General features: G+C 54.8%; 14 protein-coding genes and 1 pseudogene. 5 read left to right on the top strand and 10 right to left on the bottom strand.

Annotated elements, in window-relative coordinates:
* The first annotated feature begins 88 nt into the window (after nt 1-88).
* Nucleotides 89-3067 (top strand): annotated as a pseudogene (locus JWF83_RS26145) (Tn3 family transposase).
* 8 nt (nt 3068-3075) lie between these two features.
* A complete protein-coding gene (locus tag JWF83_RS26140; protein ID WP_413653548.1) occupies nt 3076-3783 on the top strand; it encodes an SDR family NAD(P)-dependent oxidoreductase in 708 nt (235 codons plus the stop codon).
* A 16-nt stretch (nt 3784-3799) separates the two neighbouring features.
* On the opposite strand, the gene JWF83_RS26135 is transcribed toward JWF83_RS26140, so the two are convergent.
* Entirely contained in the window at nt 3800-4768 is a 969-nt protein-coding gene (locus JWF83_RS26135) for a LysR family transcriptional regulator (RefSeq protein ID WP_413653430.1), read from the bottom strand.
* Nucleotides 4769-4864: 96 nt separating this feature from the next.
* Between JWF83_RS26135 and JWF83_RS26130 the strand changes: the two genes are divergently transcribed.
* Entirely contained in the window at nt 4865-6079 is a 1215-nt protein-coding gene (locus tag JWF83_RS26130) for an MFS transporter (protein WP_413653429.1), read from the top strand.
* Nucleotides 6080-6216: 137 nt separating this feature from the next.
* On the opposite strand, the gene JWF83_RS26125 is transcribed toward JWF83_RS26130, so the two are convergent.
* The gene (locus JWF83_RS26125) at nt 6217-7800 is read right to left on the bottom strand and encodes a methyl-accepting chemotaxis protein (RefSeq protein WP_413653428.1); all 1584 of its coding nucleotides are present in this window, start codon (nt 7798-7800) and stop codon (nt 6217-6219) included.
* Between the two features lie 298 nt (nt 7801-8098).
* On the opposite strand from JWF83_RS26125, the gene JWF83_RS26120 reads away from it, so the two are divergent.
* On the top strand, nt 8099-8896 hold the full coding sequence (locus JWF83_RS26120) for an AraC family transcriptional regulator (RefSeq protein WP_413653427.1): 798 nt from the start codon (nt 8099-8101) through the stop codon (nt 8894-8896).
* Here JWF83_RS26120 and JWF83_RS26115 read toward each other — a convergent pair.
* The gene (locus JWF83_RS26115) at nt 8888-9526 is read right to left on the bottom strand and encodes a LysE family translocator (RefSeq protein ID WP_413653547.1); all 639 of its coding nucleotides are present in this window, start codon (nt 9524-9526) and stop codon (nt 8888-8890) included. The two genes, JWF83_RS26120 and JWF83_RS26115, sit on opposite strands and share 9 nt — an antisense overlap.
* A gap of 182 nt (nt 9527-9708) precedes the next feature.
* Entirely contained in the window at nt 9709-10296 is a 588-nt protein-coding gene (locus JWF83_RS26110) for a flavin reductase family protein (protein WP_413653426.1), read from the bottom strand.
* Nucleotides 10297-10767: 471 nt separating this feature from the next.
* Here JWF83_RS26110 and JWF83_RS26105 point away from each other — a divergent pair, with 471 nt between their 5' ends.
* Nucleotides 10768-11367, top strand: coding sequence for a nitroreductase family protein (locus tag JWF83_RS26105; RefSeq protein ID WP_413653425.1), 600 nt, complete (start codon nt 10768-10770; stop codon nt 11365-11367).
* An 87-nt stretch (nt 11368-11454) separates the two neighbouring features.
* On the opposite strand, the gene JWF83_RS26100 is transcribed toward JWF83_RS26105, so the two are convergent.
* The 6 genes from JWF83_RS26100 to JWF83_RS26075 form a co-directional block, all read right to left on the bottom strand.
* Nucleotides 11455-12498: a type II asparaginase gene (locus JWF83_RS26100; protein ID WP_413653424.1), complete on the bottom strand. Its 1044-nt coding sequence runs from the start codon at nt 12496-12498 to the stop codon at nt 11455-11457.
* A gap of 264 nt (nt 12499-12762) precedes the next feature.
* Nucleotides 12763-14190, bottom strand: a complete 1428-nt coding sequence (locus JWF83_RS26095) for a DNA cytosine methyltransferase (RefSeq protein WP_413653423.1) — start codon at nt 14188-14190, stop codon at nt 12763-12765.
* A gap of 136 nt (nt 14191-14326) precedes the next feature.
* Nucleotides 14327-14665, bottom strand: a complete 339-nt coding sequence (locus tag JWF83_RS26090; protein WP_413653422.1) for a hypothetical protein — start codon at nt 14663-14665, stop codon at nt 14327-14329.
* Nucleotides 14666-14696: 31 nt separating this feature from the next.
* Nucleotides 14697-16718, bottom strand: coding sequence for a CocE/NonD family hydrolase (locus JWF83_RS26085; protein WP_413653421.1), 2022 nt, complete (start codon nt 16716-16718; stop codon nt 14697-14699).
* Nucleotides 16715-18340, bottom strand: coding sequence for an ABC transporter ATP-binding protein (locus JWF83_RS26080; protein ID WP_413653420.1), 1626 nt, complete (start codon nt 18338-18340; stop codon nt 16715-16717). Before JWF83_RS26080 ends, JWF83_RS26085 begins: the two co-directional genes overlap by 4 nt.
* Nucleotides 18340-19167 carry an ABC transporter permease gene (locus JWF83_RS26075; protein ID WP_413653419.1) on the bottom strand — a complete coding sequence of 276 codons (828 nt, stop codon included), beginning with the start codon at nt 19165-19167 and terminating at the stop codon, nt 18340-18342. The genes JWF83_RS26080 and JWF83_RS26075 overlap by 1 nt, the downstream gene beginning before the upstream one ends.
* Nucleotides 19168-19169: the final 2 nt, after the last annotated feature.

Genomic DNA, 19169 nt, shown 5'->3' with positions numbered 1-19169 from the left:
ACACGCTGTTTGACTGGTGTACGAAACCGACCGGTTTCGGTCAGTGTAAAGTGATAACAAAAATAAACTATATGCAGAGGAAGCATCTATGCCACGGAGACAAATACTCAGCAGTGAAGAAAAAGAACGCTTGTTGGTTGTGCCGGACGATGACGTTCTTCTGACGCGCATGTGCTTTTTGAATGAACATGACCTCGCGCTTATTAATAAACACCGCAGACCCGCAAATCGCCTGGGCTTTGCTGTTTTACTCTGCTATTTGCGAGGGCCAGGGTTTCCTCCAGACAAAAATATCTCCCCTCATGACGAAGTGGTTTCCCGGTTGGCAGCTCATTTGAAACTTCAGCCTGATTTGTGGGCTGAGTATGCTTCAAGAGAAGTCACCCGCTGGGAGCATCTGGCTGAACTCTACCGCTACCTGGAATTATCCCCCTTCAACCGGGTGCTGCAAAAAAACTGCATTCGCCACCTTCATCCCCACGCCATGCGGACAGACAAAGGTTTTTTGCTGGCGGAAGAAATGCTCTCCTGGCTCCACACTAATAATGTCATTTTCCCTTCTGTTGATGTCATCGAGCGAACTCTGGCCGAAGCAACAACGCTTGCAGACAGGGCAGTTTTTTCTGCGCTGACCGCGCAGCTTGAACCGAGGCATAAAGCGGCGCTGGACCGTCTGCTGGTATCTGAGGGTGAGCAACCCTCTAGGCTGGCCTGGCTGCTCCAGCCTCCCGGGAAAATTAATGGTAAGAATGTCCTGCAACATATCGACCGGTTAAACTCGATTGAGTCGCTGGCGCTACCTGACGGCATTGCGCTTTCCGTTCACCAGAACCGGCTCCTGAAACTCGCACGGGAAGGCAGGAAAATGAGTAGCCGTGATCTGGCAAAATTCACTGATGTTCGCCGTTATGCCTCGCTGGTTTGTGTCATATCAGAAGCCAGAGCCACCCTAACAGACGAAGTTATTGAGCTGCACGAGCGTATTCTGGGCAGTCTGTTCAGCAGGGCAAAACGCACGCAGGCCGAACGACTCCAGCAAACGGGAAAGCTGATTCAAAGTAAGCTGAAGCAATACGTTACCGTCGGGCAGGCATTGCTTAACGCCAGAGAGTCCGGTGAAGATCCCTGGGGCGCAATAGAAGACGTCCTTCCCTGGCAGGAATTCATCAACAGCGTGGAGGAGACGCGGTTCCTGTCACGTAAGGACAACTTCGACCCGTTGCATCTGATCACAGAAAAATATAGTACGCTGCGTAAATACGCCCCCCGGATGCTGGTCGCGTTGCAGTTCATGGCGGCACCCGCCGCAATGCAACTCAGTGACGCGCTTGATACCGTCAGAGAGATGTATCGAAAGCAACTCCGAAAAGTACCGTCTTCTGCGCCAACCGGGTTCATCCCGGAAAGCTGGAGAAAAGTGGTGATAACGCCCTCTGGCATTGATCGAAAATATTACGAATTTTGCGTGCTGAATGAACTGAAGGGAGCCTTACGTTCTGGTGACATCTGGGTAAAGGGATCTCGCCGCTACCGGAATTTCGATGATTATCTGATCCCATCAGGTGATTTTGAAAAATCACTCCTGAATAACCAGCTACCCCTTGCTATTCCGACCGACTAATACATCGAGAGCCGTATGACGCTTCTGGCATCGCGTCTGGAGGAAGTGAATGCGATGGCGCTGGCCGGTGATTTGCCCGATGTTGATATATCGGATAAAGGCGTGAAGATTACCCCACTGGACAACAGCGTCCCTTCAGCAGTATCCCCATTTGCCGATCTGGTTTATGGCATGCTGCCTCATCCTAAAATTACTGAAATGCTGGATGAAGTGGACGGCTGGACCGGTTTTACCCGCCATTTCACCCATCTCAAAAATCATCACGTCAGACCTAAAGACAGAAAGTTGTTACTGACCACCATACTGGCCGATGGCATCAATCTTGGGCTGACAAAAATGGCTGAATCCTGTCCTGGAACGACCAAATCGTCCCTTGAGGGCATTCAGGCCTGGTACATCAGAGATGAAACCTATTCAGCTGCTCTGGCCGAATTGGTCAATGCCCAGAAAAAGCGGCCTCTGGCTGCATTCTGGGGTGATGGGACAACATCATCGTCTGATGGGCAGAACTTTCGGGTAGGCAGCCATGGTCGATATGCGGGTCAGGTCAATCTGAAATACGGCCAGGAGCCCGGCGTGCAGATTTACACACATATTTCGGACCAGTACAGCCCGTTTTATACCAAAGTCATCAGTCGCGTGCGGGACTCAACACATGTACTTGATGGTCTGCTGTACCACGAAACTGATTTGGAAATTACAGAGCATTACACCGACACAGCAGGTTTCACTGAGCATGTTTTCGCGCTGATGCATCTGCTCGGATTCGCTTTTGCGCCAAGGATCCGGGATCTTCATGACAAGCGGCTGTTTATTCATGGAAAACCCGAGTTGTATCCGAGGCTTCAGTCTATCATCTCCACAACCAGCCTGAATCTAAAGGACATTGAAACTCACTGGAGTGAGGTGCTACGTCTGGCGAGTTCTATAAAGCAGGGAACGGTAACAGCATCGCTGATGATGAAAAAATTGGCCAGCTATCCGAAACAAAATGGTCTGGCAAAAGCGCTGAGGGAAATTAGTCGCATCGAAAGGTCATTGTTTATGCTGGACTGGTTCCGGGATCCTTCCCTGCGTCGACGCGTACAGGCCGGGCTGAATAAAGGTGAGGCACGCAATGCCCTTGCGCGCGCAGTCTTTATGCACCGGCTGGGGGAAATCAGAGATCGGGGACTTGAAAACCAGAGCTACCGGGCCAGTGGGCTGACGTTGCTGACTGCGGCAATCTCACTCTGGAATACGGTCTATATAGAAAGAGCCCTAGATTCTCTGAAGCGAAAAGGGATCCCATTCAATGACCAGCTGATTTCTCATCTGTCCCCGCTAGGATGGGAACACATCAACCTGAGTGGGGATTACGTCTGGCGAACAAACCTCAAGCTGGGACATGGGAAATACCGTTCGTTACGCTCAGTAACCAGTGGTCTGTACAAAAAACAGGCTTAGCGTAGGATATTTTCCGTTTTCCAAGCGGGCCCCTTCTTGAACGCGACTGGAAAGTCATCGCCACCATGCGCACCCCGAGCAAAGCGCTGCTGCCGGACTCCGCACATCTTCAATTGCTGCCGCTGGATGTTACCGATCCGGCGAGTATTCGCCAGGCGGTTGCGGCTGCGGGGCCGATTGATGTGCTGGTTAATAACGCCGGGATCGGCGCGCTGGGCGCCGTTGAAGGCATGCGGATGGAGACGGTGCACGATATTTTTGCTACCAACACCCTCGGTACCATCGCCATGACCCAGGCGGTGCTGCCGCAATTCAGGCAACGCCAGGCGGGGATTATCGTCAACGTTACCTCGAGTGTGACCCTGGCTCCGTTATCATTGCTGGCTGTGTATACCGCCAGCAAGGCGGCGGTGAATGCATTCTCCGAGTCTCTGGCGCTGGAATTGCAACAATTCAATATCCGGGTGAAACTGGTGCTGCCCGGACGCGCACCGGAGACGCGTTTTGGCGAAAATGCCCAACCCCGCATGCAGGATGCCATTCCCGAGGCCTACGCCGCTCTGGCGCAGCGTGTTTTCAGCGAATGGGCGCAGTCGTCTGCCATCACCACAGCGTCTGATGTAGCAGAAGCGGTATGGCGCGCGGTGAATGAGCCTGAGTCTCCGCTGCGTATCGCCGCCGGCGCCGATGCTGTGGCGCTGGCTGAGTTATACTGAAACCAGCGCCACATCCTCAGCCCGGTCGGTGGTTTGCCGCACTATTCCTGCTCGCCGGTAAACGCGTGCCGGTCAGGCCGGGCATTACCGCTTTCATCATTTCAAGAAATTTACGCAAGCGTGCCGGATAATAGCTGGCATAGGGATACAGCAGATAAATCGGCAACGGGGCGGCTTGCCAGTCAGGTAAGAGTTGCTGTAACGCTCCCTGTTCCAGATCCTGTTGCACTACCCAGGATGATACCATCGCCGCCCCCATCGCGTTCAGCGCCGCTTTACGTACCGCATACAGGCTGTCGGTACTTAACCTCGGCGCAATATCAAAACGGTAGAGATTATCAGCGGCAATATGCTGCAGTGTGACCTCATTACGGTAAAAGCTGTTCAGCGCCAGCCAGGGTAATTGCGCCAGCTCTGATACCTCGCGGATCGGCGTATAGCGCGCCAGCAATGCGGGTGCCGCCACAACAATGCGCGGCACTTCGGCCAGTAGTACCGCCACCACGCTCGCATCGGTCACCGCGCCGACATGGATGGCACAATCTATCCCTTCGGAAATAAACTCCGGCGAATGATCGTTAAGCGTCCATTCAATACTCACCTGCGGATAACGCTGCAGATAATCAGCCAGCGGACCGATCAACTGGTCCTGACCAAAAGCATGGGGTGCCCGTACCCGCAGCACGCCGACCGGTTCATCGCGCACCGCACTGACTTCATCCTCCATAATTTGCCAGTGTTCAATCAGCTTGTAAGCCTGGCGATAGCAGCGCTCACCGTCATCGGTCAGCTTCATGGTGTGGGTGGTGCGCTGAATTAACTTCACTCCCAGCAACTGCTCCAGCGTCTGTAGCCGCCGGCTGATGGTCGGTTGCGAAGTCCCCAGTTGGGCTGAGGCCGCCGAGAGGCTGCCGCTCTCGACGATACGCACGAAAGTTTGCAGCAGGGATATACGGTCGCCAGTGGCGGAGGGATTTTTATTCATACGTATTATGTATAACAGTTTTACCCTGGCGCGGGCTACAGTTTGTGATCAATAACCGCAAGAATAGCCCTACTTTCACTTGCTTCGGATCCCATCATGAGCCAGATATTACCCGCAGAAACTTGTTCTGCGCCAACCGAAAGCGCCTTGTCGACCAAAATTGTCTTTCTTCTGGCGACCGGCGCCGGGCTGAGCGTGGCCTCCATCTACTATAGCCAGCCGATGCTCAGCATTATCGGTCATGCTTTTCACAGCAGCGTCAGTGATAGCGGCATGGTGCCAACGCTGACGCAAATCGGTTATGCGCTGGGGATCCTGCTGCTGGCGCCACTGGGCGACCGTCACGACCGGCGCAAAATTATTCTGATAAAAGGCATACTACTGGCCGTTACCCTGCTGTTGTGCGGTATATCCTCTTCGTTCCCTTTGCTGTTGTTAAGCAGTCTGGCGATAGGTTTAATGGCGACGGTGGCCCAGGATATTATCCCGGCAGCGGCGACGCTGGCCTCGGAAAAAAGCCGCGGTAAAACCGTCGGCATGGTAATGACCGGGCTGCTGGCGGGGATATTGCTGTCGCGGGTATTTAGCGGCCTGGTGGCAGAGTATTTTGGCTGGCGGGCGGTATATGCCCTGGCGGCGGCAGGGGTATTACTGATCACCCTGACCATCTGGCGTGCGCTACCCGCGTTTAAGGTGCAAACCACCTTAAGTTACCCGGCGCTGCTGCGATCTTTAGGTAAATTATGGGCCGACCACGCCGAGCTCCGCCATGCGGCGCTGGCTCAGGGTATGTTATCCATCGGTTTTAGCGCTTTCTGGTCCACACTGGCGATTATGCTGGCAGAGCGCTATCAGCTGGGCAGCGCTGTCGCCGGGGCTTTTGGTCTGGCCGGCGCCGCCGGCGCGCTGGCGGCGCCGCTGGCAGGTATGCTGGCTGACCGTCATGGCGCTAATTATGTCACCCGGGTCGGTGCCGCCATTGTGGTGGTATCATTTTCCCTGATGTTTCTGTTACCCCTGCTGCCGTTGCCTGCTCAGCTGGCGCTGATTGTGTTAAGCGCGGTCGGTTTTGATCTTGGCGTACAGGCAACGCTGGTAGCCCATCAGACGATTATTTATGCCATTAATCCGGCAGCGCGCAGCCGTCTGAACGCCATTATGTTTACCGTGGTATTTATCGGCATGGCGACCGGCGCCGCGCTGGGCAGCAAAGCGCTGGAAAACTTTGGCTGGAGCGGCGTGGTAGCGCTGGCAACCCTCGCAGCGGCAGCGGGTCTGGTTATCCGTATGCTGGAGCATGCACGTAAATAGTCGCGCTAAGCCCGCGGCCACAGGCCCCGGGCTTAGTGCTCTTCGGCGGCCAACCGGTTATTCTGCGGCGCCCTTCACCGCCCGCTGTACTGCTGGCAATAGCAAAAATCAGCCGGATTGATGGTTAGCTGAATCGCTCAGGCGGGCAAGCGGAAACGCGCAATTGCCTGTGCCAGCTGCTGACACTGTCCGGACAGTTTTGTCGACGAAGAGGCGGTATTACTGACCAGCGTATGGTTACGTTGCGTAACCTTATCAAGGGTGGCTATGCGCTCGGCCACATCGTCAATACTCTGGCTCTGATGAACCGACTCGGCGGTGATTTCCTGCACCAGCGCATTTAATCCGGCGATGACGCCGATCACTTCCTGCAGGCGGATCCCCAGCTGGCCGACGGAATCCGCACCTTTGCCAATTTGTTCGACCGAACTGCGAATCAATTGCTGGATATCGCGGCTGGACTGGCTGCTTTTACTGGCCAGCGCACCCACTTCACGGGCAACCACGGCAAATCCGCGCCCCTGTGCGCCGGCATGGGCCGCCTCTATTGCGGCATTCAGCGCCAGAAGATTGGTCTGGAACGCCACGCTTTCAATGATCTCCACGATGCTACTCATTTCCGTTGAGTGGCTGACAATCCCTTTCATCGATTGATCGACTTTCTGCATCACCAGATTGCCGCCTGCAGCCATCACCCGCGCCTGCTCTGACTGGCAATTTGCCGCCTGAGCATGCAGTACATTGTTCTTAACCTGCTGATTAAGCGCCGCGAGATGGTCGCTGGCCTGTGTCAGCGCCTGATGCTGGGTTGATGACTGTAGCGACAACTCCTGGTTTCCTTTGACGATCTGGTCAATATTAATGCTGATATATCCTGATGCCTGCTGGACATCCGCCACCAGTTTTACCAGCCCCTGCTGCATAATGCGCATATTCTGCGCCAGCTGCCGAACTTCACGGCTGCCCTTATCGGCCGGCAATACACTGGCCGCCAGGTCGCCATCGGCCATAATATGCAACTGCGCGTTTACCTGTTTCAGCGGACGGATCACCCAGCGGTTTACCCCCTGCCAGACGGCAATGGCGATAAGCAGTAATAACAGCAGAGTGGCAACCGAAAGCCATTTTGCCTGCATCAGCGCGTGCAGCAGACTGTCGCTGAGCCGGTCAGACTGCTGCGCGCTGACGGACTGAAACTGGAAATATTTATCGTTAAAGTCACTCTGAAACGCCTGAATTGGCACGTTAAAAAAAGCATCAATATTGCCTTTTTTACTCAGCCCGTCGGCCTCTTCAACAATACCGCTAAAAAACATTTCATAACTGGCCTTCAGCGCCGCCAGCGCTTCCTTCTGCTCCGGCGCCGTCTGCTGGCTGAGTAAGGTAAAGTGCTGGTAAGACTGCTGCGACTCCTTTAATGCCGTCTGCGCTTCATCCACCAGGCTATTCCAGCTGCCCACCGAACCGGTTTCTTTATCTTCCATAAAGTAAACTCCGGCACGGTTGAGTTTATCGCTGGCAATAACCAGCGCCATACGGGCGCGATCCAGTGTCTGTTGCTGCTGGCGCAGTTCAGCGGCGGCGGCCGTATTGCTATCCGCCACATGCAGGATTTTCGATAGCACAAAAGTCGAGAACAGCTGTAACGAAGAGAACAGCAAAATAATCGCAATACAGCCGGTGAGAATACTGAAGGTACGCGTTTTAACACCTCCAGGCATTAATGCCCGCAGAAGGGTATGGAGGCTTTTTTTAAACCATTCGCCTCTGGCGTGAGCGGGTGCAACCTGAAAGTGACTCATAAGTATTTCTTGTATAATTCAAAGAGATAGAAAAATATAGCAAATAATAGTGACAGTTATGTGACGGAAAAATGAATCACATACAATAAGTAGGGTTTCCCCCTGTGGCCAGCAGCCGCACAGCCGTTAAGCAGCAAAAAATACCGTTCAGGCTTGCACTGGCGACAACGCCATGATTTTATCGAGGTTTACTGTTATTTCTGGTGCAAGGACAACCGTGTCTCTTCAGTCAGCAGAGTGGTTCAGCCGCAATGGCATTGAGTGTTCACGGATTAGAGCCGAGAACGACGCCTTTCCGCGTCATTGGCACGATGAGTATGTGATCAGCGCCAATCTCAGCGGCACAGAAGAGATCTGGCTGGATGGCAAAACCGCCAGCGTCAGCCCGGGACAGATCACCCTCTATAATCCGGCAGCAGTACAGGCGTCACGTTTTGGCAAACAGCGCGTGGAGTTTGTCAGCGTCCATCTGCCGCAGTCCCTGCTGCAAACCCTCGTCAGCCAGCATAATCTGCGCAGCAGCAGCGCCGCGCCGGTTTTGCGTGAAGGCGTCTTCAGCAATCCCGCACTGTTTACGGCTATCTGCCAATATGCCGCGCAGGCCGGGACGGCGGATGAACCATGCCAGCAGCAGGATTTGCTATTACTCTGCGCGCAACTGCTGGAAGATCCGCAGCAGTCAGGCCATGGCAACGGGCTGGCGATTGACAGCGTACAGGCGTATATGCGGGAGAATTTAGCGGTTAAACCGCAGCTGGATACGCTGGCGCAGATCAGCGGCCTGAGCAAATATCATTTTGTACGCTGCTTCAGTCAGCAGGTCGGGATGCCGCCACTGCAGTACCATATGCAGTTGCGCCTGCATCAGGCTCGCGATCTGCTGCGCAATCATGTGGCGCCACTGGATGCCGCGCTGCAGCTCGGTTTCTATGACCAGAGCCATTTTATTAACGCCTTTCGTAAAGTGATGGGGATTACGCCCCATCACTACGCATTACAGGTTCGCTCAGGGTAGAATAAATTCCCGATAGCCTGACAGAATGACGTAAACGGCAAAATAGCTGAAGATCGCCGCCGAAGCGATCGAGGAATATTTCAGCAGACGCGCGCCAAGTAATTTCCCGCCAAAGCTCCCCACCAGGCAGAGTACGCAGGTCCAGAACACCCCGGCAAGAAAGAAGCCGCTAAGAAACCATGATGACGCCGCGGCGCTGCTCTGCCCGATCCGTGAAATCAGCGCCCCACCGACCGTGGCAAACCACAGGATCGCCGTCGGCGATGACATCGCCAGCAGCACTCCGCGCCGGAACTCGGTCAGCAACGGTCGCAGCTGATGTTTCTCCTCTGCCGGTAAAGCGCTGACCTGACGATACGCCGCCAGCGCCATTTTAGCGGCAAACCATAACAGCATGGCCCCGCCACCGATCCACAGCACCCAGCGCACCGCGGTAAACTGCAGCAAAATGGTCATACCGCTCAGCGCCAGCAGCGCATAGATCAGATCGCCAACGCAGGTGCCGATGCCCAGCCAGAAACCGTGCAAATAGCCGCGTTGCATCGCAAGGGTGATCATCGCGATATTGGCAATACCAATATCCAGGCACAGTGACAAACTGAGCAAAAAACCATTGGAAAACGGCATCATCGCTGGCTGCCTGCTGGCATCCAGGATAACCGCAACATATGAGTCAGCATCCATCGATCCTCTGAGATAAAACAGACGCTGACTACATCATTTACCGGCTGTCGCGTATTGGAAAGAATTGCTCACGCCCGGCCGGTTAACCGCGCAGCGGCTTTGCGCCGTTTTTACCGTCGCCGGCTGAATTAGTCTGCGGCAACATCATCGAGAAAAATACTGTCGCCGGTAGCGTAAAACTGCCCACCGGCGATGTAGTGCAAACTGCGTAATGCCGGGTCCGCCGTTTCAAAATGCCAGTGCCCGTCGCGGAATACCCGGGTATCAGCCCATGCAGCGGTGATCTCGCCAATAAACAGATCGTGAGTTTGCTGGTTGTGGGGTTCAGGAATCAAACGGCAGGCGAGCCATGCGCTGCATCCGGCGACAAACGGCAAATCGTAGCCGTCAATGCTGAACAGCTCCACCCCGGCGCGGGCTAATTTATCCGGCGCGCTAAACAGGCTGGTATTACCCAGCTGATGGGTTAAGCGCACCTGCGCTACCGTCGGTATCTGAATCACAAAACTACCGCTTTGCTCAATCAACTGGCGGGTGCGGGCAATTTTGTCCAGCACGACGGTTAATTTCGCTGGCTTAAAATCCAGACCACACACCCATGATGCCGCCATCACATTATCCACCCCGTCATAGCGGGCGGAAACCAGCGCAGTCGGGCCGTGGTTGATCAGACGCCAGGCTTTCTCAGGCGCCACAGGGGCAATATTATTATCCATCGGAGATTCCATCAGGTAGCAAAGAGATAAGTAGCCGAATAATATGCCATTGACTGCGGTATAACTTAATCCTGCGTGCGGCATAAAAACGCCCTTACTACCTACCGCAGGCGGGGATTTAGCGGGGCAACTTCCGCTGTCAATTGTTCATTTTTTTTGAGCAAGTAAAGCAAATCACTCTGCTTTCAATCACTGTTTATCAGCCTTATCCTTTCTTCCATCGGGGCAACAGCCTGTTCCCAGACAAAACATCACGGCTGATCGCCCGGGTAACCGGTCGCCCGTATCAGCGATCTCTGCCGGTGCTAAAATATGCGCCTGCCGTTATCTGTATCGAAATTGGTCACTCACATGCAAAAAAGCAGGGAATAACAAGATATGCTGCAAAAAATAATGTCTTATTTCCTCTCCGGGATGAATAAAACATCTGCGGACATTAACTCAAATATTAAAACCGCCACAGGAGGAGATATGTCAGAAGGATTTTTGTCTATTGCCAAACAGCGCAGAACCATTTATGCCCTGGGTAAAGAACTGCCAGTTTCGCAAGATAAAGTGATTGAAATTATCAAAGAAGCCGTCAGACAGGCACCGTCAGCGTTTAATTCACAGAGTTCAAGAGTGCTGATCCTGCTGGGGTCCGGGCATAATACGTTTTGGCAACTGGCGCGGGAGCAGTTAAGAAAGATTGTCCCGGCCGAAAATTTTCAGAGCACGTCTGACAAACTTGACGGCTTTGCCGCCGCAGCGGGCTCTGTACTGTTTTTTGAAGATCAGGAGGTGGTAAAAAACCTGCAGGAGCAGTTTGCTGCCTATGCCGATAACTTCCCGGTATGGTCGGAGCACAGCACCGGTATCGCACAGTATGCGGTCTGGCTGGCTCTGGCGGAACAGGGCATTGGCGCTAATCTGCAGCACTACAACCCGCTGGTGGATGCCGATGTTCAGCGCACCTGGAATATTCCTGCCAGCTGGAAGCTTCGGGCGCATATGAACTTCGGTTCCATTACCGCGCCAGCAGGTGAAAAGAGCTATATTGAAGACGATAAACGCTTTATTATTGCCGGTTAATTTTTAACCATAATAACCCGATTAACTGCACCCAAAAAGTTGGCAATCCAACACGTCAGGGTGCAGTTATTTATATATTACCGACTATTAATACTGATGGAAATATTGCTGGATCAGTTTAGGATCACGCGTTTCGGTCAGTGCGGTCATTAACAGAATACGTGCCTTCGCCGGATTCAGTGAGTCGCCGACCAGACCTGGCTGGCTGTTATCTTCAGGTACTACGCCACTGCCGGTGCGGGAGGTTCTCACCACGATAATGCCCTGTTTCTCGGCTTTCTCGATACCGGCACGGCTGCGTTTTGAGGTTGAGCCTGCGCCAGTACCGACATAAATAATCCCGTCGGCATGATTGGCAATCGCCGCATCCCACATATATTCCGGATCATCCTGGTAACCATAGATAATGACGACCTGAGGCAGTTTCTTCAGGTTACGCACATCAAATACCGAACGCAGTGTATTGATTTTATCCGAGCGTGTTTCAAATTGCGCTTTGCCGCCGACAAATACCCCAAGATAGCCCTCTTCAGGCGCCTTAAAGGTATCAATAGTGGTGGCATTGGTTTTGGTAATAAAGCGCGCTGCACCAATTCGGTCATTCAGCACCACGGTAACGCCCCGTCCTGCAGCATTTTTGTCAGCCGCCAGCGTCACCGCTTCCAGCAGATTCATCGGGCCATCGGCACTGATGGCGGTAGAGGGCCGCATCGCCGCGGTAAACACCACCGGTTTATTGCTTTTCACCGTCAGATTGAGGAAATACGGCGTTTCATCAAGGGTGTCGGTACCATGGGTAATGACCACACCATCGACGTCGTCCCTTGCCAGCAGCTCATTGACCCGGTTTGACAGCTTCAGAATCACATCACTGGTGATTTCATTACTGCCAATATTGGCAACCTGCTCGCCATCCACATTCGCGACCTGTTTGATCGCCGGAACCGCATTAATCAGCGTATCAATACCGACCGCCCCGGCTTTATAGCCAACCGTCTGGGTATTGGAAGGCGCGGAGCCGGCGATAGTGCCACCGGTGGCGAGGATCACCACATGCGGCAGTTTTGCCATAGCAAAACCTGAACAGCAAAATGCAAGCAGAAGAGAAGATGCGACAGCCTTGAGTTTCATTGATGATTCCTTATCGAAAAAACAATGACTCAGCAATATCCGTGCCAGAAAATGATATCAAGTTTATCTTATCCCACTGATATTAAAGGGTCTTTAGTCAAAAAATGATCAATGGCCGCCGGGCGGCGCGTTTTATCACCCTGCGCGCCGGCTAACGGGCAAAAAAAAACCTCCTGATTAGGAGGCGAAAAAATCGTTACAGTGAGATATCACTATATAGTTAGTCATGTGAGTAACGGAAAAGTTCACGGCGGATTATAGCTTTTAGCTGGCTGTTGCCATTTTCAGTGCCACTGCCTTTGCGATATAGGGTTGCAGCAGACGGGCGACAGCGGAAAATACCGGCACCACCACACTGTTGCCAAACTGTTTGTAGGACTGGGTATCGGATACCGGAATATTGAAACGCCGCTCCCCTGGCTGTTCAAAGCCCATCAGCCTGGCGCATTCACGCGGTGTCAGGCGACGCGGACGGTGTTGCTGGTTCTCCGCATCGCCGAAGTCCAGCTCGCCTTTCGCCAGATCCCAGCCACGATCGATTAATATTTCCGAACCATCTTTGTGATAGCGCGCGGATAAAGTACGGGCCACCGCCTGCTGCTGCTGCGGATTAACCAGACCAAAGCCAAAACCATTGCCTTTCGCCTGGTGTTTTTTGGCGTAGTTATACAGGTACTGCCACAATTTAGGCGTCAGAATATATTTCTCCTCCACCTGGGGTTCCAGCAAATCGGCAATTGCCGGGCGCGTGGCCGGATAAAACTGCGCAATATCGCGTAGCGTAAAACCGTGGTGAATATCCAGATCGCGGCGAAAACCCACCAGAACAATACGCTCACGATGCTGCGGCAGGAAGTGTTTGCCATCCACCACTTTCGGATCGTCCTTGCCGGTTTCGGCAGCATCAGCCACTTCGTAGCCCAGCTCGTCCAGGGTCTGCATAATCACCCGGAAGGTATTGCCTTTATCATGGCTTTTTAAATTTTTTACATTCTCCAGCACAAACACCGCCGGTTGTTTGGCGGCAATAATGCGCGCCACATCGAAGAACAGCGTTCCCTGGGTTTCACACTCAAAGCCGTGTTTTCTGCCCATTGAGTTCTTTTTGCTTACCCCTGCGACGCTAAACGGCTGACAGGGAAAACCAGCCAGCAGCACGTCGTGATCGGGAATGCTGTTATCAATATGACGGTAGGCGTGTTCTTCGCTGATATCCGCTACGGCGCTGAGGGTCACATCGCGGATATCGCGATTAAAAATATGCCGGCCCGGTTCGTTGTACCAGTTGGCCTTATAGGTTCTCACCGCCTCGGGATTCCACTCGCTGGTGAATACGCACTGGCCGCCAATGGCATCGAAGCCTTTGCGAATGCCGCCAATACCGGCAAACAGGTCGATAAAGCGAAAGTGGTAATCGGCTGGTGACGCCGGCGGCGCCGGCAGCATTTTATGCAGCAGTGTCGCCTCAGCATGGGTCAGCACTTTCGGCTGGCATTTTCCCTTTACCCAACGGTTAATCCCTTCGCGCGTCCACTCGGCGTGGCTCACTTTACGCAGCAACTCAGCCACATATTTCTGCCCGTAGATCTCCAGTACGCGCTGAATCAGCGCCAGATCCTTATGCTGCTTATCTTCCATTTCGGCACTGGCCTGCAGCGCCAGCTGTTCAGCAATTAGCGTCAAATCTGACATTCTACGTCTCTGGGTTAAATAAGTGATGGCTTGTCACTTATCATATACCGCCAGGGTTTATGTGTATATAAACACAGCTAATTTTCCCGAAAATGACCTGCCGTTGGCCTTCTGCGGCGCGCAGGAGCGGCATCTGTTAAACCGCCTCCGGCAGCTCTCGCCGACGCTCATTGAAAAATATCCGGAACAACGACGCGGATACCCCGAGGCAAAGTAGCGTTGCGACGCCAGCATCCATCTCCGCGCCAGTAGCCTGGCAACGCAAAAAGATCATCGCAAAATGTTTCTTTGCTGCGGGGGTTACATTTGTCAGCCGGGTGCTGAAAATATCAGGATCGACTATCGACTCCGCTAATAATGCAGGCTGGCTGTAGCCAAATGCCGCGTAGAACGCATCGGCACTGAGCACCGGTCCCATAACCCGGCAATTCACTTCAATCAGACAAGGGCCTTGTGGGGTGATCACGGGAGCCACGGATGGCTCCCGTGCGAATGATAATCAACCACTAACGCGCGATACGCTGATTCCAGACTTTATCCGCCACTTCTTCACCGTTAAACTTCACCTTCATCGTGCCGCTAACGATAAAATGCGTCAGATCGCTGCGCATCTCCAGCACAATAGCGGCTTCCGTCCACCAACCCTCGCGCCCTATTTTCATCGTCTGCGTCAACAGATAGTGAGCAGAGAGCGGATCATGATTACTAACCGTCAGCTGACGCCGCAGGCTGTGATCAACCGTGGTATCGATATCATCAAAGCGATACACCCCTTCGCCAAATACGCCGCCAATACCTTCGGTCACACTGGTCCAGCTATCATTCACCACATCGTAATGCAGACTGCGCTCAACGCGTCCCGGTGATAACAGCGTTAATGGCGTATCGGCCGCGGTTTCCGGCTGCGGGTTCGGCCCGGCAATAGCCTGCGGATTAGCGCAAACCGGCAGCGTCAGGCAGGCGCTGGCCAGATCGAGGGTTAAGGTCGCCGCTTGCGCCATCGGCCAGACCATTGGCCAGAAGGTGGTAGCAACGGCGATGCGCATCCGATGACCGGCAGCGAAACGCCAGGCGATACCGTCGAGTTGTACCTGTACCTTCACCGCTTCACCGGGGATCAGCGGCACATTTTTATCCTGCCCCTGCAGATGGGCTAAATTCACCCAGCCGTGCGTCACGCGGTTAACCGCCCCGTCCGGCGCGACGTCAGACAGCCGCACATATAACATCGCCGCCGGTCTGTCACTCTTTAGCAGCACCTCAAACTGTGGAAAACCGAAGAATGCCAGCGGTTGCGCCAGCGGCTCACCATCAAAAATCTCTGCCTGACCATCATCGATACGCTGATCCGGCGGGCTTTCACCCAATACCCCAGCCCCCATCCATTCACCGCCCATCAGGCCATGGTTTTGCGGAGAACAGACGCTATACCAGCTGGACTGCGTCAGGGCGACAGCGTTCAGCTGGCCACGATCCAGATACCAGCGCTGCGGCGTAACATTATCGGCGCTACCGCTGCTAAAGCCGACCCACCCGCCACGGGCTTTTGGCCGTTGCGACGAAGGCGGCTGGCTGTCACAAAGCCACGCCTGTACGCGCGGCCCCGCCATGGCGCCATTGTCCACCCCTTTCAGCCAGTGATCCCACCAGCGTACCCCCTCCTGCAGGAAGCCAATCGCCGGATCCGGCGTGCCGTCCTGCGGATAGATATGCGCCCACGGGCCAATAATCGCCCGGGACGGTACCTGCAGGTTATCCATCAGGCGGAACAGCGCATTGCTGTAAGAGTCCGCCCAGCCCCCCACCGCCAGTACCGGACACTGGATCGCCGGCCAGTCTTCACATACCGAACCATGCTGCCAGTAGGCGTCGCGCAGCGGATGCTCCATCCATAACGCCGGAAAGAACGGCATATTATCCAGCCGCGCCAGCCACTCTTCACGCCATTTATCACCGACCAGCCGGGGATCCTGCGGACGACTCTGATAGGCCAGCATAATGCCGCCCCACCACAGATTGTCATTCAGCAGGCAGCCGCCTTTATAGTGAATATCATCGTTATAGCGGTCGTCAGTAGAACAGACGGTGATAATCGCCTTTAATGCTGCGGGCCGGCGTGCGGCCAGTTGCAAGCAGTTAAAACCGCCCCACGACTTGCCCATCATCCCGACGGCGCCATTACACCAGCTCTGGCGGCTGATCCAGTCGATCACCTCCAGCGCATCCTCTTGTTCCTGTAGCAGGTATTCATCGGCCAGCAGGCCATCAGAATCACCGCTGCCGCGCATATCAACGCGCAATACCGCATAGCCGTGACCGGAAAAATAGCCGTGCATCGGCTCATCACGCGTACGGGTGCCATCGCGTTTACGATAGGGGATATATTCCAGGATCGCCGGAACCGGAGTAGTTGCGGCAGAGTCAGGCAGCCACCTGCGCACCGCCAGCCGGGTGCCGTCGCGCAGGGTGATCCACAGGTGTTCGGTTACCGTTACGGCATAGGGAAAATCACTGACGATCTGTTTCATAATATTCCTGTTGATAATGTTGGCGTCCGTTTGCCCAGAACCTCATCCAGCCAGCCTGAGTGCATTTCCGGCACCGAGTTCAGCAATGTCTCGGTATAACGGTGCATCGGCTGGCTGAATACCACGGCGGTTGGTCCCTGGGCGACAATCCGTCCCTGATACATCACCGCCACATCATGGGCGATGCGCCGCACAGTGCCGAGATCGTGGGTGATAAACAGATAGGAAAGACCCAGTTGCTGTTGCAGACGGCGCAGCAGGTTCAGCACCCCTTCCGCCACCAGCGGATCGAGCGCTGAGGTGGCCTCGTCGCAGACAATAAGATCCGGCTGCGCCGCCAGCGCGCGGGCAATACAGACGCGCTGTTTCTGACCGCCGGACAGCTCGCGCGGATAGCGGTTCATCAGATTAAGCGGCAACTCCGTCAGCTGCATCAGCTGTTCCACCCGCTGACGTACCTGCTGCGGATGATGACCAAAATAGAATGCTAGCGGCCGGCCGATCAGCTCCGCTAAGGTCTGGCGCGGGTTGAGCGCGACATCCGGTAGCTGGTAGATCATCTGAATGCGGCGCAGGGTATCTTTTTCCCGCTGCTGATAACGTTTATCCAGCGGTTTACCCTCAAACAGCATTTCGCCTTCGGTATCCGCCAGCAAACCGGTAAGCGCGCGCGCCAGGGTACTTTTACCGCTACCGGATTCGCCAATCACCGCCAGAGTCTGACCGCGACGCAATGACAGGCTGACCTCATGCACCACCCGCTTGCGGTTATAGCCGGTCGACAGTTGGTTAATCGCCAGAAGCGGCGCCGCCTGTGGATCTGCACTCTCCTCTTCCAGCTCAAAACTGTGCACACGTTCGGCAACCAGCTGGCGCGTATACGCCTGCTGCGGCTGCTGCAGAATCGCCTGGGTGGTGTTGGTTTCCACCTCCTTACCCTGGCGCAGCACCATAATGCGATCGGCCAGCTGCGCCACCACCGCCAGATCGTGGGTGATATACAGCGCGGCGGTATTAAACTTGCGCACCAGGTCGCGCAGCATCACCAGCACCTCAATCTGGGTAGTCACATCCAGCGCGGTGGTTGGCTCATCCATTACCAGCAGATCCGGCTTACAGGACATGGCCATCGCCGCCATCGCCCGCTGTAACTGACCGCCGGAAAGCTGATGCGGGTAGCGTTTGCCGATATTCTCCGGATCCGGCAGATCCAGCGAACGAAACAGCGTGACGGCCCAGGCATTGGCCTGCGCTTTGTTCATCAATCCGTGGCGCAGCGGCCCTTCACACACCTGTTTACCAATGGTCAGCGCCGGGTTAAAGGCCGCTGCCGCGCTTTGCGCCACGTAGGCGACCTTTTTGCCGCGCAGCGCGCGACGCTGCGATGCAGGCAGCTGCATAATATCTTCGCCATCAAGCAGGATCTCGCCGTGACTGATGCGGCACCCCTGGCGCGCATAGCCTAACGCCGCCAGACCAATCGTCGATTTTCCCGCGCCGGACTCGCCGATCAGCCCCAGCACTTCGCCACGCTTCAGCGTCAGTGAGATATCCTGTACCAGCGGCACTCCCTGCAGGGTTTCGATCCCCAGATGGCGCATTTCCAGAATGTAGTCGCTCATTATTCATCTCCCAGCGCGTGGTTATTGCGCACTAACAGCCAGTCCACTACCAGGTTGACGCCAATGGTTAACAATGCAATCGCCAGCGCGGGATACAGCGGCGCCATCTGGCCAAAGTTAATCGCCTGGGCGTTGTCGCGCACCATGCTGCCCCAGTCGGCGTAAGGCGGCTGAATACCAAGACCAAGGAAGCTGAGACCGGCAATAAACAGGAAGGTAAAGCAAAAGCGCATGCCAAACTCCGCCAGTAACGGCGGGATGGCGTTCGGCAGGATCTCTTTACGCAGGATCCACAACATTCCCTCGCCACGCAGACGCGCCGCCTCCACATACTCAAGGCAGACAATCCCCTGCGCCACCAGACGCGCCAGGCGGAATACACGCGTGGCGTCCAACAAGGCAATGGTGGCGACCAGCACCGGAATCGAGGTGCCCATCACTGACAACACAATCAGCGCCAGAATCAGTACCGGGATCGACATCAGGGTATCGACAATCCGCGTCAGCACCACATCCACCCATTTGCCGCAAATAGCGGCGGTAAACCCGGTAATAATACCGATAACAAAGGAGCTGAAGGTGATGGTCAGCGCAATGGCGATGGTGGTGCGCGCACCGAACAGAATACGCGACAGCATATCGCGCCCGAGGTTGTCGGTGCCCAACGGCATCTGCAGCGACGGCAGCATCCAGATATCGCCAACCTGATCGGTCTCGGTATGGGGGGCGATCCACGGCGCAAACAGTGCGCCGACCAGATTGAGGGCAATAATCAGCAGACCAAGAATGGCAGTGAACGGCAGCGATGTGCCTTTAATTCGTTTCATGG

The organism is Pantoea sp. B65 (assembly GCF_047308185.1).
Taxonomy (GTDB): domain Bacteria; phylum Pseudomonadota; class Gammaproteobacteria; order Enterobacterales; family Enterobacteriaceae; genus Erwinia.
The sequence above is the reverse complement of the archived record's forward strand: the minus strand, read 5'-3'. Positions and strand labels throughout refer to the sequence as shown.

What these genes read in the sequence shown, in the direction of transcription:
- JWF83_RS26130 (WP_413653429.1), top strand. Translation starts at nt 4,865, where the DNA reads ATGAGCCAGATATTACCCGCAGAAACTTGTTCTGCGCCAACCGAAAGC.
- JWF83_RS26085 (WP_413653421.1), bottom strand. Translation starts at nt 16,718, where the DNA reads ATGAAACAGATCGTCAGTGATTTTCCCTATGCCGTAACGGTAACCGAA.
- JWF83_RS26075 (WP_413653419.1), bottom strand. Translation starts at nt 19,167, where the DNA reads ATGAAACGAATTAAAGGCACATCGCTGCCGTTCACTGCCATTCTTGGT.
- JWF83_RS26115 (WP_413653547.1), bottom strand. Translation starts at nt 9,526, where the DNA reads ATGATGCCGTTTTCCAATGGTTTTTTGCTCAGTTTGTCACTGTGCCTG.
- JWF83_RS26080 (WP_413653420.1), bottom strand. Translation starts at nt 18,340, where the DNA reads ATGAGCGACTACATTCTGGAAATGCGCCATCTGGGGATCGAAACCCTG.
- JWF83_RS26125 (WP_413653428.1), bottom strand. Translation starts at nt 7,800, where the DNA reads ATGCCTGGAGGTGTTAAAACGCGTACCTTCAGTATTCTCACCGGCTGT.
- JWF83_RS26110 (WP_413653426.1), bottom strand. Translation starts at nt 10,296, where the DNA reads ATGGATAATAATATTGCCCCTGTGGCGCCTGAGAAAGCCTGGCGTCTG.
- JWF83_RS26135 (WP_413653430.1), bottom strand. Translation starts at nt 4,768, where the DNA reads ATGAATAAAAATCCCTCCGCCACTGGCGACCGTATATCCCTGCTGCAA.
- JWF83_RS26105 (WP_413653425.1), top strand. Translation starts at nt 10,768, where the DNA reads ATGTCAGAAGGATTTTTGTCTATTGCCAAACAGCGCAGAACCATTTAT.
- JWF83_RS26100 (WP_413653424.1), bottom strand. Translation starts at nt 12,498, where the DNA reads ATGAAACTCAAGGCTGTCGCATCTTCTCTTCTGCTTGCATTTTGCTGT.
- JWF83_RS26095 (WP_413653423.1), bottom strand. Translation starts at nt 14,190, where the DNA reads ATGTCAGATTTGACGCTAATTGCTGAACAGCTGGCGCTGCAGGCCAGT.